At 70.3% G+C, this 14,289-nt stretch carries 13 protein-coding genes; 7 read left to right on the plus strand and 6 right to left on the minus strand.

Annotated features, from left to right (window positions below; translation table 11 throughout):
• Positions 1 to 41: 41 nt before the first annotated feature.
• Entirely contained in the window at positions 42 to 473 is a 432-nt protein-coding gene (locus DL990_RS12045; RefSeq protein WP_125783942.1) for a DUF6292 family protein, read from the plus strand.
• On the opposite strand, the gene DL990_RS12050 is transcribed toward DL990_RS12045, so the two are convergent.
• Entirely contained in the window at positions 474 to 986 is a 513-nt protein-coding gene (locus DL990_RS12050; RefSeq protein ID WP_125783944.1) for a YceI family protein, read from the minus strand.
• Positions 983 to 1,579: a hypothetical protein gene (locus DL990_RS12055; RefSeq protein ID WP_125798696.1), complete on the minus strand. Its 597-nt coding sequence runs from the start codon at positions 1,577 to 1,579 to the stop codon at positions 983 to 985. The genes DL990_RS12050 and DL990_RS12055 overlap by 4 nt, the downstream gene beginning before the upstream one ends.
• A gap of 111 nt (positions 1,580 to 1,690) precedes the next feature.
• Here DL990_RS12055 and DL990_RS12060 point away from each other — a divergent pair, with 111 nt between their 5' ends.
• Complete coding sequence (locus tag DL990_RS12060; RefSeq protein WP_125798697.1) at positions 1,691 to 4,417, plus strand: AAA family ATPase; 2,727 nt, start codon at positions 1,691 to 1,693, stop codon at positions 4,415 to 4,417.
• Here the strand turns inward: DL990_RS12060 and DL990_RS12065 are convergent.
• Complete coding sequence (locus DL990_RS12065) at positions 4,407 to 5,093, minus strand: thioesterase II family protein (protein WP_125798698.1); 687 nt, start codon at positions 5,091 to 5,093, stop codon at positions 4,407 to 4,409. The genes DL990_RS12060 and DL990_RS12065 overlap by 11 nt on opposite strands.
• Before the next feature lie 208 nt (positions 5,094 to 5,301).
• Here DL990_RS12065 and DL990_RS12070 point away from each other — a divergent pair, with 208 nt between their 5' ends.
• Positions 5,302 to 6,192: a TIGR03854 family LLM class F420-dependent oxidoreductase gene (locus tag DL990_RS12070; protein ID WP_125798699.1), complete on the plus strand. Its 891-nt coding sequence runs from the start codon at positions 5,302 to 5,304 to the stop codon at positions 6,190 to 6,192.
• Between the two features lie 88 nt (positions 6,193 to 6,280).
• Here DL990_RS12070 and DL990_RS12075 read toward each other — a convergent pair whose 3' ends face one another.
• The gene (locus DL990_RS12075) at positions 6,281 to 7,801 is read right to left on the minus strand and encodes an MDR family MFS transporter (protein ID WP_125783954.1); all 1,521 of its coding nucleotides are present in this window, start codon (positions 7,799 to 7,801) and stop codon (positions 6,281 to 6,283) included.
• A gap of 111 nt (positions 7,802 to 7,912) precedes the next feature.
• Here DL990_RS12075 and DL990_RS12080 point away from each other — a divergent pair, with 111 nt between their 5' ends.
• Genes DL990_RS12080 through ligD form a run of 3 tightly spaced genes read left to right on the plus strand, consistent with a single transcriptional unit; the run spans position 7,913 to position 11,180 of the window.
• Complete coding sequence (locus tag DL990_RS12080) at positions 7,913 to 9,064, plus strand: DUF1015 family protein (protein WP_125798700.1); 1,152 nt, start codon at positions 7,913 to 7,915, stop codon at positions 9,062 to 9,064.
• 38 nt (positions 9,065 to 9,102) lie between these two features.
• Positions 9,103 to 10,182, plus strand: coding sequence for an ATP-dependent DNA ligase (locus DL990_RS12085; RefSeq protein ID WP_199746317.1), 1,080 nt, complete (start codon positions 9,103 to 9,105; stop codon positions 10,180 to 10,182).
• Positions 10,179 to 11,180 carry a non-homologous end-joining DNA ligase gene (ligD, locus tag DL990_RS12090; RefSeq protein WP_125798701.1) on the plus strand — a complete coding sequence of 334 codons (1,002 nt, stop codon included), beginning with the start codon at positions 10,179 to 10,181 and terminating at the stop codon, positions 11,178 to 11,180. The genes DL990_RS12085 and ligD overlap by 4 nt, the downstream gene beginning before the upstream one ends.
• Positions 11,181 to 11,248: 68 nt before the next feature.
• On the opposite strand, the gene DL990_RS12095 is transcribed toward ligD, so the two are convergent.
• Positions 11,249 to 11,515 (minus strand): hypothetical protein, encoded by a 267-nt coding sequence (locus DL990_RS12095; protein WP_125783960.1) that lies wholly within the window; start codon positions 11,513 to 11,515, stop codon positions 11,249 to 11,251.
• A gap of 102 nt (positions 11,516 to 11,617) precedes the next feature.
• Positions 11,618 to 12,634 (minus strand): GTP-binding protein, encoded by a 1,017-nt coding sequence (locus tag DL990_RS12100; protein WP_125783962.1) that lies wholly within the window; start codon positions 12,632 to 12,634, stop codon positions 11,618 to 11,620.
• 375 nt (positions 12,635 to 13,009) lie between these two features.
• Between DL990_RS12100 and DL990_RS12105 the strand changes: the two genes are divergently transcribed.
• The gene (locus DL990_RS12105) at positions 13,010 to 14,218 is read left to right on the plus strand and encodes a nitric oxide synthase oxygenase (protein ID WP_199746319.1); all 1,209 of its coding nucleotides are present in this window, start codon (positions 13,010 to 13,012) and stop codon (positions 14,216 to 14,218) included.
• The last annotated feature ends 71 nt before the right edge of the window (positions 14,219 to 14,289 follow it).

Raw genomic sequence — 14,289 nt, forward strand, 5'->3', positions numbered from 1 at the left:
TCCCGTCACGCCAACTCAATGTGACAGGAAGATGAGGGACCGTGACCACCTCGACCCCCGCGCCCACGGAAGCAGGTCTGGAGCTCGTGACCAGGCTGAACGCCTACCTGGAAGACGTGGCCGCGGCGCTGGGGATACGGAGGGATTCGTGCACGGTCGACCTCACCGGTCCGGTCGCCGCGCGGATGAGGCTGAACTGGCGTCTTCCCGGCTTCCCCGAACGTGACGTCGACCTGATGTGGCACGAGGAGCACGGTTGGTCGGCCGCCGTGGCGACGCATTCGGACGACGACCACCACGTCGTCGTCGCGTACCTCGGCGGCCGCACGGTCGCGTCGCAGCCGCGGCTGGTCGCCCGATTCGCCGAAACCCTGCGCACCGGCGAACACCAGGACTGCTGGCCCGGCCCGCCGACGTTGCGTACCGCCGGCGGACCGTCCGCGCTGGCCAAGGAACTCGCCGCCTGGGCTTGATCAGCCGGGCGGGGCGAGGACCACGTCGAGCGCGATCGTGATCTCCGCGCCGATCAGGAACCTCGGCGCTCGGACACCGAGTGCCCGCCGGTCGAAGACGGCTCCGGCGAGCACCCGCCAGGTGCCGTCGCCGTTGTCCTCCGGGCCTGTCGCGGTCACCGTGAGGGGACAGGATTCGCCTCGCGCGCCGAGGGTGCCTTCGATCGACCACTCGCCGGGGCCGCCCTCGATCCGGTCCGCGGCGAAGGTCAGCACGGGATGCGCGTCGATCGCGAGCAGACCGGGTTTGCGCAGGTCGGCGTCGCGTTTGGCGTTGCCGGTGTCGATCATGTCGAGGTCGAGTGCCGCTTCGACGGCGGTGACGCCGCTGCCGGAGACGCGCACCGAGCCGAGGCTGACCGGGATCGAGCCGTGGACCGCGCGGAAACCGAAGTTCCGGACCGTGAACGCGGCCGAGGTCCGTTCGGCCAGCACGGTCCAGGTGCCGACGCGCGCGGACGTCCCGGCGGTCATCGCGGCTCACCCACCAGACCGGGGGCGGGCAGGGACGTGTGGAGCACGCGGTGGACGTCGATGCGGTCCGGACCGGACAGCAGCGCCGGGTCCTCGCCGGGCAGCAGTTCCGTGCTCACGACCGCCTTCTGGACGGCTTCCATCGCCTCGATCGACTCGGTGAAGCCGAGGACGAGACGAGACCTGTCCTCGGCGGTCAGGATGTAGAAACCGGCGATCCCGCCGAGCCCCTGAACGGCGGGCCGGATCCGCTCTCGCCCGCCGAAGTCGGCGGCGTCGGCCTCGGCCTGGGTGAGCGGCCGGTCGAACCAGGTCGCCTGCGCGATCCGGGGCTCGGCCGTGCCGCTTTCGACGTCGGAGACCTCGTAGACGCGGGCGTCGAAGGTGCCGGGGGTGCGGTGGTCCCCGGCGGCGAGCGCGGAGCCGCGGTCGCGCCACAACGCGACGACGAGCCCGGTCAAACCGCCGATCTGGGCGAGCGTGCAGGTGCCCGGCGAACCGGTGCCGGGGTGGAGTTCCGCGGCGAGGGCGTGGCCCCAGCCTTCCGGCTCGTCGGCGTGCGAACGCCGGAACTGGTGAACGGTGGCGTACATGGGCTTTCCTTTCCGTCGGACGTGCCGACTCTGCGCTTCCGGCGGTGTCCGGACATCAGTGCCAGTACGCAGGGCGGTACGGAATCGGGCGCGGAGCGCGATACTCCTTCCGTGAACCGGGAACCGTTCGTGGGCAGGGTGGGCGAACTGGCGAGCCTGCGCGGCAGGCTCGCGGACGCCGCCGCGGGCTCCGGCGGGCTCGTGCTCGTCTCCGGGCCGCCAGGGATCGGCAAGACCAGGCTGGTCGAGGAGGCGACGGCCGCGGCGTCCGTGGTCGTGTGGGGCCGGTGCGCCGACGATCCCGGAGCACCGCCGTTGTGGCCGTGGCGGCGGGTCGTCGAGGTGCTGCCGTCGGTCGATTCGGCCGTGACGAAGGCTTTCGCCGAGATCGACGGCGCCTCCGACGTCCAGGCCGCGCGGTTCCGGCTGGTCGCCGCCGCGGCGGACGCGCTGGTGGCCGCGGCGGAGCCATCGGGACTGGTCGTCGTCATCGAAGACCTGCACTGGGCGGACGAGGCGTCCTTGCGCCTTTTGCGGCATCTGGCGGGGGAGTTACGGCGCTCGAAGCTGGCTGTGATCGCGACGCATCGGGACACCGGGCACACGCCCGCACTGGACGCCGCGCTGCCGGATCTCCTGCGCCGTCCGGGCGCACGCGGTATTTCACTGCCGCCGTTGGCCGAGCCCGACGTCCGGGCGCTGCTCACCGAACTGGCGGGGACGACGCCGGCCGAGGAGGAGGTACGCGAGGCGCATCGCCGCTCCGGCGGGAACCCGCTCTATCTCGGCGCGATCGCGCGTTCGGCGGGCAGATCGGAACTGGGACACCTCGTCCGTGCCGCGGTGGCGGCGCTCGAACCCCAGGTGCGGCGGCTGCTCGCCATCGCGGCGGTGATCGGCGAAGACGTCGAAGCCGCTCTGCTCGCGGAGGTGTCCGGCCTGCCGCTCGAAGAGGTCGTCGACGGGCTCGACCGAGCCACGGGGGCCGGGGTGCTGGGGGACGGCCGGTTCGCGCACGCCGTCGTCCGCGACGGGATCTACGCGGATCTGGGCCAGGCTGAGCGGGAAGCGTTGCACGGCCGCGCCGCCGCCGCGCTCGAGGAGCACGCCCGGCGTGATCCCGCGCTCGCCGGAACGGTCGCGGGGCATTGGCTGCGTTCGGCGTCCGCGCCGGAGAAGACGGCGGAATGGGCGGCGCTCGCGGCCGCCGAAGCGAACCGGGCACTGGCCTTCGACGAAGCGGCGCGTTTTCTCGCGATCGCGCTGGACGCCCGCTCGAAGGCCGGACTGTCCGAAATGGACCGTGCCGGGCCGCTGCTCGATCTCGCCGTCGCCGAATACCGGTCCGGCCGGTTCGCGCGAAGTCTCGACCACGCCCGCCGCGCCGCCGACGCCGGGCTGATCGTCGAAGCGGCACTGGTGGTCCGCGACGTCGCGGCGCCGGATCTCCTGCCCGGCATCCGTGACCTCGCCGCACGCGCACTCGCCGTGGACGGGGTCGACAAGACGACGCGGGCCCGCCTGCTGGCGCACAGCGCGTCTGTCGAGGCCGACTACGGCCGATTCGCCGAAGCGGGGAAGCTCGCCGACGAGGCCTTCGCGCTCGCTGAAGAGTCAGGCGATCCCGAGGCGCTGGTCGACAGCCTCCGCGCCCGGATGAAGGTCGCGCCGGACACGCTGCCGTCGTCCGAGCGGCTGCGGCTCGGGGCGCTCGCGGTGGAACTGGGCACGCGGACCGGACAGCCGCTGGTCTCCCTGTGGGGTCACAAATGGCGGATCGACGCCGCGCTGGAGGACGGGCGGATGGCGCTCGCCGACGACGAACTCGTCGCGGTGACGACACTGGCGCGGTTGACCAGACTGCCGCTGATCCGCTGGCACGACCTGCGGCTGCGCAGTTCGGTGCTGGCGTTGCGGGGAGATCTGGCCGAGGCACGCGAACTCGACTTCGCGGCGGAGGAACTGGCGGACACCGAACTCGCGGACGACTTCTCCGCGAAAGGGATGTCCTACGCGTTCCGCGTCCAGCTCGTCCTGCTCACGGGTGATCCCGGCGAGCTGCGAGGCGACTACGCGAGGTTGCTGGACCGGGCCCCGCACCTGCCGGTGACGCTGGTTTCGCGGCCGTTGCTGAGTCTGCTCAAGGGCGATCTCGACGAGGCGAGGGTGCGGTACGAGCAGCTGGTACCGCTGGTGCGGAGCCCGGAGTTCGCGCTGCACAGCACCGGCGCGCTGCCCAACCTCGTACCGCTGGTCGAGGCCTTCCACGACGTCGAGATGGCGGAGTACCTGTTGCGGCGCCTCGAAGAGGTGCGCCCGATCGTGTCCGGCGGCGCCGGTGTCTTCTGCGCCGGCTCGACCCTGGAACAGCCCGCCAGGCTCAACGCCGTCCTCGGCCGCCACGACGAAGCGGTGCGGCTGTACGAGCGGGCCATCGTCGTCAACGAAGGCATCGGCGCCCGGCCCGGTGTCGCTCAGGTGAGGCTGTTGCTCGCCGAGGTCCTTGTCGCCCGAGGCGACCTCGCGCGTGCCCAGGGCCTCGCGCGCGAGGCCCTGGGCGAGTTCCGGCGGCTGGCCATACCGGGCCCGCTCGGGCGGGCCGCGGCGCTGCTCGACCGGATCCGCGCCGAACGCCGCGCCGCCGACCCGCTCACCGGGCGGGAACGCGAGATCGTCGTCCTGCTCGCCGACGCGCTGAGCAACCGCCGGATCGCCGAGAAGCTGGTGCTTTCCGAACGCACGGTGGAAAGCCACGTCCGGAGCATCCTGGCGAAACTGGGTCTGGCGAACCGGACCGAGGTCGTCGCGTGGGCGAGCAGGGAAGGCCTCAGGGACTGACGGTCAGCTTGCCGAGGATGCGCGCGACGACGGCGTCGAGATTGGCGTCGAGGAAGAAGTGGCCGCCCTCGAACACCTCCATCTCGAACGAGCCGGTGGTGTGCTCACGCCAGTTTTCGACGTCCGACACCTCCAGGACCGGGTCCGCGTCCCCGGTGAACGCCACGAGCGGGCAGCTCACGTCGGAGCCGGGCCGGTACCGGTAGGTCTCGACGGCCTTGTAATCGCCGCGCAGCGCGGGCAACGCGAGCGCGCGGATGTCCGGATCGTCGAAGATCGACGCGTCCGTGCCGCCGAGCCTGCTGACCTCTTTGAGGAACGTGTCGTCTTCGGCGAGGTGGTGTGAGGTGTCCTTACGCACGTCCGGACCGCGGCGGGCCGAGACGAACAGCGCCGCGGGGACGAGGCCACGCGTTTCGAGGCGACGGGCGATCTCGAACGCGACGATGGCGCCCATGCTGTGGCCGAAGAGGGCGAAGGGTTTCGGGAGCGCGGCGACGACGTCCACCAGCTGTTCGGTGAGGACGTGCAGATCGTCGACGACCGGCTCGCCCATGCGGTCCTGCCGTCCCGGGTACTGCGCGGTGTGCACCTCGACGGTGGGCGAGAGGGCCGCCGAAAGCGAACGGTACGCGCTCGCCGATCCACCCGCGTGCGGGAAGGCGATCAGTCTCATCTCGGCCGAGGGCGCCGGATGAAAGCAACGCGTCCAGCGGCGAAGATCCTGCCCTGCCATCGAAAATCCCCCAATCCGCGCGCGGACGGCCCACGCGACACTGGAATGTACGGGGGATTCGCGGGGCGAGTCCATGCTTGTGCGGGGTTGTTCACGTGGGAACACTGGACGACGGCCCACATCCCGGGCCGAGCGGAAGGGAGCGAGTGTGGCGGAGGACCTGAAGATCAGGGTCGGTGCGGGGCTGGGGACCGGGACGGCGACCGAGGAGTTCGGCGCCGCGGTCGACCTGCTGGAGCGGGCAGGCGTCGATTCGCTCTGGCTGCCAGAGGCGGTGTACTCGCCGAGGATCGACCCGGTCGTGGGACTGACGCACGCGCTCGCCCGCACCACGAAACTGAAGGTCGGCACCGGGGTGATGGTGCTGCCCGGCCGTGATCCGGTCCTGGTCGCCAAGCAGCTCGCCTCACTCGCCGCGCTCGCACCGAAAAGGGTCCTCCCGGTCTTCGGTCTCAAACCCGCGCGCGACGCCGAACTGCCCTTGTTCCCGGTGCCGCCCGGACGCCGCGCCGCGGTGTTCGACGAGTCGTTGCGGCTGATCAGGGCACTGCTGGAACAGGAAGAGGTGACCTTCGAGGGCGAGTTCTTCCGCGTCGAGGGGACAGGGCTCGGCCTGCGGCCGGTCAACCGGCTCGACCTCTGGCTCGGCGGGAAGGCGCCCGGCGCGCTGCGCCGCGTCGGCAGGCTCGCGGACGGCTGGCTGGCCAGTTTCCTCACGCCGGAGGAAGCACGCGCGGGCCGCGAGGCGATCCAGAAGGCCGCCGCCGAGGCGGACCGGGAAGTCGAGGCCGACCACTTCGGCATCAGCCTCATCGTCGCGGAGGACGGGATCCCGGACGCGCTCGCGGCTTCGGTCGCGCCACGGTCCGACGCGGACCCGTCCCGGCTGATCGCGGGCAACTGGAGCGCCGCCCGCGACCTGATCGCCGAGTACATCGACGCGGGGCTGAGCAAGTTCGTGCTGTACCCGGCCGGGACGGAGCCGATCGAGCGGTTCGTCGAGAACTTCGTCGAGCACGCCGTGCCGATGCAGAACTGAGTGGGTCACCGTGGTCGTGAGTGGCGTTTCGGGTTAGAACCCGAAACGCCACTCACGACCCACTGGACCGGCGCACCACCCTCACGGACTAGTCGAACTTCAGCTCTTCGGTGCGCCGCGGCATCAGCAGCAGCGCGCCGACGCTGAGCACGGCGACCACCAGCATCGCCAGGAAGACGTGGTGCGTGGCGTCCGCGAGTGCGCCACGCACGAATGTCGTCGTCGGGGTGTCCGGGCCGTGGCCCTCCAGGACGACACTCGTCGCGTCGACGCCGGACGGCAGGCCGGTGACCCCCGCGGGCGGGTCGGCGAAGCGGCTCGCCAGGGTGGCGTTGGCGATCGCGCCGAAGATCGCCACGCCCACGGCGCTGCCCAGCGAGCGGCTGAACATGTTGGTCGCGGTGACGACACCGCGGCGTTCCCACCCGATCGTGGACTGCACGGCGATCAGCGTCGGGCTCGACGCCAGGCCCAGGCCCAGCCCGAGGACGAACGCGGCCGCGGCCGCCAGCCAGATCGACGACCCCGCCGCCAGGAACACGGTGAGCGCCGCGCCCGCGATGACGATCCCGCTGCCGATCAGCGCGGTGTCCCGGAACCCGATCCGCATGTAGACCCGGCCCGCCAGCGACGCCGAGATCGGCCAGCCGACGGTGAGCGCCGCCAGCGCGAATCCGGCGACGAGCGCGCCGGTGCCGAGCACGCCTTGCGAGAAGGTCGGCAAATAGGACGTGAGGCCCATCAGCAGCATGCCGACCACGACGGCTACCAGGTTCCCGCCGATCAACGTCCGTTTGGTGAAGATCCACAGCGGCAGCACCGGCTCGTCGGCCTTGCGTTCCACGAACACGAAGGCCACCAGCAGCACCGCGGAGGCGGCGAAGATCGCCACGCTCGGCGCGGACGCCCAGCCCCAGGCGACCCCGCCCTCCAGCAGGCCGAGGATCAGCAGCGAACAGCCGAGGGTGAGCAGCGTGGCACCGAGGTAGTCGATGCGGTGCGAGCGGCGTTCGACGCGCTCGCGGAAGTTCCGGAACAGCATCCACGCCGCCAGCGCGCCGAGCGGCAGGTTGATGAAGAAGATCCAGCGCCAGTCGAGGTACTCCGCGAACACGCCGCCCAGCGTCGGCCCGACCACCGACGAGATGGCCCACACGCTGGCGAGGTAGCCCTGCACCCTGGCGCGTTCCTCGACGGTGTACATGTCGCCGACCATGGTCAGCGCGATCGGCTGGATCGCGCCCGCGCCGATGCCCTGCACCGCGCGGGCCGCGATCAGCACCGGCATGCTCCATGCCGCGCCGCACAGCACCGAGCCCAGCAGGAACGCCGCGATCCCGAAGAACATCACCGGACGCCTGCCGAGCACGTCGGCGAACTTGCCGTACAGCGGAACGGTGACCGCCTGGGTCAGCAGATAGATCGAGAACAACCACGGGAACTGCGAGAACCCGCCGAGATCGGCGACCACCGACGGCACCGCCGTCGCGATGATGGTCGAGTCCAGCGCGATCAGGCCGGAACACAACATCACGGCGATCAGGACGGGGCCGCGTTCGGAGCGGAAACCGACCCCTTCCTTCGCGGTGACCGGGGCCGGGGGCGTCATCTGTGGCGGTCTCCTCGGGCTCATGAAGGGGGTCAACTACTTCGCATGGGTAAGCATTCCATGGAGACACCCGGTCATGGGACCGATTTTTTCCGTGAGCTATCCCGCAAAATGGATCGGATGAGCACCTGGATCCGCCCGATCGACCGTGGCTGGGTTGTCCGCGACACCGTCCCGGGACCCGACGTCGACGAGTTCGCCGACCCGGACCGGGTGGCCGCCGCGCTCGCGGAGGCACGCGGCGACAGCCTGCTGGCGGTCCAGCATCCGGCCAGGACACCGGCCGCGCTGGCGGGCGGTCTCTCGATCGAGGCGGCGTTGCCGCAGGCCAGGGCCACCTTCGACCGTATCCGGCAGCGGCACTACCGGCCTGTCGCCGACGTCTTGGCGCCGTATCGCATCGACGGGCCGGGCGGCGTCGCGCTGGGCGTGCTGTGCCTGGTCGACCCGGCAGCGGTCCGGGACGACGGGGTGACGCGGGTCCGGCACACCGAGGACGTCTACCCCGACGTCGTCGAGGAACGGGCCGCGATGCTCGCCGGACTCGGCGTCGCCACGAGTGCGGCCATGCTCGTCCCCGCGACCGGCGGCCGTGAGCTGACCGCGCTGATCGAACGGCTCTGCCGGGGGCAGGCGCCCAGCCTGTCCACAGTGGACGGCGCGGGCCGGGTGCACGAACTGTGGCTCGCCGGTCCCGGTGAGGGCCAGTCCGAACTGCTGGCGGCACTGGACGAGATGGATCTCCTGGTCGCGGACGGAAATCACCGCGTCGCGGCCGCCGCGAAATCGGGGCGCGGCGCGTTGCTGGCGCTCGTCACCGGCGGACCGGAGCTGCGGATCGGCCCCATCCACCGGGTGCTCACCGGCACCGGATTCGACGCGGACACGCTGGCCCGGCGATGGAAGGACGCGGGGTTCGACGTCCATCCCGGACGGCCGGACCCGCCGACCGAGGAGGGTGAAATGACCGTGCTGGCGGGCGGATCGGCCTTCCGGGTGGTGCTCGGCAAAGCCGGCGGTGACCACGCCGTGGTCGAACAGAAGCTGCTCCGCGGGGCACTCGGCGTCGATCCGGAGGGGCCGAACGTGCGGCCGTTGCTGCCGGGCGTGCCGGTGCCCGAAGACGCGGACGCGGTATTGCTGCTGGCCCCGGTCCCGTACGCGCAGGTGCTCGCCGTGCACGCGGCCGGGTCGCGGATGCCGAGGAAGGCCACCTATTTCACGCCGAAACCGCGCAGCGGGCTCCTGCTGGCCGAGCTTTGAGCCGCGCTTTTGTCGGTGGCCCGGCCTAGGATCACCTCGTGGAACTGCCCGTGATGCCGCCCGTGAAGCCGATGCTGGCCAAGGCCGTGCACGAACTGCCGCGCACGCCGGGGCTGCTGTACGAGCCGAAGTGGGACGGCTTCCGCTGCGTGGTCTTCCGCGACGGTGACGAGGTCGTGCTCGGCTCGCGCAACGACAGGCCGCTGACGAGATACTTCCCCGAACTGGTGGACCTGCTCAAGGACGCGCTTCCCGAGCGCTGCGTCGTCGACGGCGAGATCGTGCTGGTCACCGAAGGCGGGCTCGACTTCGAGGCGCTCCAGTTGCGCCTGCATCCGGCCGCGTCCCGGGTGACCAAACTGGCCGCGGAGACGCCGGCCAGTTTCGTGGTGTTCGACCTGCTCGCCCTCGGCGACCGTGATCTGACGCCGGAGCCGTTCGAGGAGCGGCGGAAGCTGCTCGAAAGCGTCGTCGACACGAAGTTCGCGCGGGTGCATCTCACCCCGCTGTCCGAAGATCCCGACGTCGCCCAGGACTGGTTCACCCGCTTCGAGGGCGCGGGGTTCGACGGTGTGATGGCCAAACCCGCCGACGCACCGTACGAACAGGACAAACGGGTGATGTGGAAGGTCAAGCACCAGCGCACCGCGGACTGCGTCGTCGCCGGATTCCGGTGGCACAAGGACGGGGTCGGGGTCGGATCGCTGCTGCTCGGGCTCTACGACGACGAAGGCGTCCTGAACCACGTGGGCGTGGCCAGCAGTTTCACTGCCGCGAGGCGTCGTGAACTGGTGGACGAACTCGCACCGCTGCGCGAGAACGCGCTGGAGAACCATCCCTGGCGCGAGTGGGCCGAGGCGCACGAAGAGGCGGGCGGCCGCATGCCGGGCGCGGGCAGCCGGTGGGCGCCGAAAAAGGATCTGAGCTGGGAGCCGGTCCGCATCGAGTGGGTCGCCGAGGTCCGCTACGAGCACGTCGAGGGCACGCGGTTCCGCCACGGCGGGCGGCTCGTGCGCTTCCGCCCGGACCGTGAACCGGCCTCCTGCACGTACGCGCAGCTCGAAGAGGTTCCGCCCGCCGAGCTGGCCACCTTGTTCACCGAGCTGGGGGAAGCATGAAAGCGGAGCCGGTCACGCTGGACCTCGACGGTGTCGAGTTCACGGTGTCCAATCCGGGCAAGGTCTACTTCCCGGAGAACGGCGAGACCAAATTGGACCTCGTCGAGTACTACCGCGCCGTTTCGGGGCCGCTGCTGGCGCAGCTCGGCGGCAGGCCCCTGCTGCTGGAGCGCTATCCGGACGGCGCGGGCGGGAAGTCGTGGTTCCAGAAGCGGGTCCCGAAGAACGCGCCGGACTGGCTGACCACGACGGTGGTGTCCACTCCGAACGGGACCACTTCGGACGCGCTCGTGGCGAAGGACCTCGCCCACGTCGTCTGGGCGGTGAACCAGGGCTGTCTCGGCTTCCACGTCTGGCCGAACCGGGCCGACGCGCCGGACATCAGCGATCAGTTGCGCGTCGACCTCGACCCGTCGCCGGGGATCGGTTTTCCCGAATTGCGGCACGGCGCCGTCCTGACGAAGGCGCTGCTCGACGAGCTGGGCATCGCCGCACAGCTGAAGACCTCGGGCTCGCGCGGCCTGCATCTCTACGTGCCGCTGGAACCGAAGTGGGACGGCTACGAGGTCCGCGCGGCCGCCGGCGCGCTCGCTCGCGAACTCGAGCGCCGCCACCCGGAGGAGATGACGGCCCAGTGGTGGAAGGAAGAACGCGGCTCGCGGGTGTTCGTCGACTTCAACCAGAACGCGCCGCACAAGACGGTGTTCGGCGCGTGGTGCGTGCGGCCGCGGGTCGGCGGACAGGTGTCGACACCGATCGGCTGGGACGAACTGGACACCGTCGAGCCGGACGAGTTCACGCTGTCCACTGTGCCCGCTCGGCTCGCCGAACGCGGAGACCCTTGGGCGGGAACGAAACCGCAGTCGATCGAGCCGCTGCTGGAAATGTCGCGAAAGGACATGGCGAGCGGGCTCATGGACGCGCCATGGCCACCCGTCTACCCGAAGATGCCGAACGAACCGCCCCGGGTCGCCCCGAGCCGGGCGAAGAAGGAGTAGCACGCAATTCGGCACCTGGTTGCGATGGTTGCGAAGGGCAAGGATCGCAACCAGGTGCCGAATTGCGGTCAGAGCGGCAGGTCGAAGGCGAGCTGGGTGTGCACGGCGGGTTCGGCCTTGCGGGTGGACCGGTGGCTCGGCAGGGTCGCGGCGCAGCGCGGGCACGGGGCGACGTCGGTGCCGGTGAGATCCACCGGCGTCCACAGGCGGGATTCCTTTTCCCCGCAGGCGGAACGCCGGTAGCGGAGGTCTTCGGAGCGGGTCATCAGGTGCGCGGCGGGGGAGTCCTCCGGCAGCGCGCCGACCAGATACCAGCGTCCGGCGGTGTTCGTCATGGAACTGTCCTCCCGATACAGGTGGTCCAGCTCGAGATTCCTTCCGCAGGCCAGTGTCAACGAGACTCGCCGCGATTCGCGGTATTTCGGCCTTTCGGCGTGTCAGTCCTGAATGAACCGCAGGACGCGCAGCATGCCCCGCTCGTCGACGACCTCGGGATCGTCCGCGACGCACTCCTCGAGACGCGCGGTGACGGCCTCGGTGTCGATTCCTGAGCCGATCAGCACCAGCTCACTCCGGCGCGGCAGGCCGGACGGCCACGCCGACCGTTCCAGCTGGATGAACGAGCCGACCGTGTGCAGGCCGAACCGGGACTGCCGGCCGTTCGGACCGAAGTCGAGGAAACCTTTGATCCGGTAGAGCCCGCCGGGACGCTGTTCGAGGAAGTCCATCAGCCGTCGCGGGTCCAGCGGCCGTTCGGTGGTGAAGGCGACGCTGTCGTACGCGGTGTGGAAGTGGTGCTCGTGGTCGTGCTCTTCCTCGCGCAGGTCGTCGAACGACAGCTGCCCGGCCCGTTCGCGCGGCCGCGCGTCGAAGAACAGGGTGGGGTCGATCCGGCCGTGGGAGGTCGCGATCACCGGCGTGCCGGGCGCGATCTCGTCGATCGTGCCGCGCAGTTTGGCCAGGGTGTCCTCGTCGGCCCGGTCGGTCTTGTTGAGCACGACCAGGTCGGCGAACCCGAGGTGTTCGTCCAGTTCCGGATGCCGCTTCCTGGTCGTCTCGAACTCGGCCGCGTCGACGAGTTCGACCAGCCCGCCGTAGGCGATGGCGGGGTTTTCGCTGGCGATCATCAAGCGGATGAGGTCACGTGGTTCGGCGAGTCCGCTGGCTTCGATCACGATGACGTCGATGCCTGCCTCGGCCTCGGAAAGCTTGGCGAGCATGGCGTCGAGGCCGCTCGCGTCGACGGCGCAGCACAGGCAGCCGTTGCCGAACGACATCATGGTGTCGACCTGGCCCGAGACGGCCATCGCGTCGACCGCGATGCTGCCGAAGTCGTTGACCACGACACCGATCCGCGCGCCCTGCCGGTTGGCCAGCAGGTGGTTGAGCAGGGTGGTCTTGCCGGAGCCGAGGAAGCCCGCGACCAGGATGACCGGAATCCGCCTGTCGACCACGATTTTCCTTTCCGTCGGAGCTTCCCGCACTCTAGCGACGGCGGACGCGGGGCAATACACCGGTCCGGGGAAAGAACAGAAGGGCCTGCGGATGAATACGCTCGAAAGAGTGATTAATGACGATCATAAAGCGATCTTGGGTGAGCGTGATCATTTCGTGCGGCGCAATTCGGTGAATCTTCCGCGAAGTCGCAGGCAATTCCAAATATTGTCGTCGGCAAGCTTTCTGCCTGCTGAAATGTCAGTGAGGACGAAGCTTCTGCCATTTGGTGGATAGTGGCCTTCTTTCGGTGGGGTATCGTCTTTCGTCTGGTCCGGACCCGGCCGGCTCGCCGTGCGAGCATGATCCTCCGGGCATTTCCGAGTGCAGGAGGAATGGTGATCGTTCCCGCCGCCGGTGCCGGTGTCGAATTCGGAGAGTGGGAGGCCGAGGTGGCGACGGCCTCCATGCGGGTGACGGATATCCCCCGCTTGCCTCCGGAGGTGGTGTCGCGGGAACGGAGCGTGGACCTGGCCGAGGCGGAGGACTTCCTCCGGCTCTTCCACACCGAAACGGACGGCGGGACCGCGGGACTGGGCGAACGGCTCGACCGGGTCCGCGCCGAGATCCACGCGACGGGGACGTACCGGCACACCGCGGCCGAGGTCGAGTTCGGCGCCCGGGTGGCCTGGCGGAACTCCGCGCGGTGCATCGGCAGGCTGTACTGGCAAGGGCTGAAGGTGCGGGACCGCCGTGACGTCGTCGGCGCCGCCGCCATCGCCGAGGAGTGCGTCGCCCATCTGAGGGAGGCGACCCGAGGCGGCCGGATCCGCTCGACCATCACCGTGTTCGCGCCGGACGGTCCGGCGGGACCCGGCCCGAAGATCCACAACGACCAGCTGATCCGCTACGCGGGCCATCGGCTCGGCGACGGCTCGGTGCTGGGCGATCCGCGCCATGCCGACTTCACCGAAACCGTCCAGGAGCACGGCTGGCGCCCGCCCGAACGCAAGGGCTCCTTCGACGTGCTCCCGCTGCTCATCGAGTCCGAACCGGGGGAGCGGAGTCTGTTCCGGCTGCCGTCGGACGCCGTGCTGGAGGTCCCGTTGTCGCATCCCGACCACCGCTGGTTCGCCGGGCTCGGACTGCGCTGGCACGCGGTGCCGGCGATCAGCGACATGCGGCTGGTCATCGGCGGGATCACCTACCCCGCGGCGCCGTTCAACGGCTGGTACCTCGCCACCGAGATCGGCGCGCGCAACCTGGCCGACACCGACCGCTACGACCTGTTGCCGGTGATCGCGGACCTGATGGGACTGTCGACGAAGTCGGAACGCACCCTGTGGCGCGACCGCGCGCTGGTCGAACTGACGCTGGCCGTCCAGCATTCCTTCGACGCGGCGGGCGTGACCGTCGCCGACCACCACACCGAATCGCGGCGGTTCCTCACGCATATCGCCAAGGAGGAGCGTGCGGGCCGTCGGTGTCAGGCGGACTGGAGCTGGATCGTCCCGCCGCTGTCCGGCGGGCAGACCGCCGTGTTCCACCGCTACTACGACCAACCCGATCCGGCCGCGAGACCGGCGTTCCTGCCTCCCGGGTAGCGCTCCGACGGGTGAAGAGGTGAGCCGAATGCGGCGTGTCGATGGACCGGGCGGTGGCACGGGTCGCGGCC

This window comes from Amycolatopsis sp. WAC 01416, assembly GCF_003947485.1.
In the GTDB taxonomy this organism is placed as follows: Bacteria; Actinomycetota; Actinomycetes; order Mycobacteriales; family Pseudonocardiaceae; genus Amycolatopsis.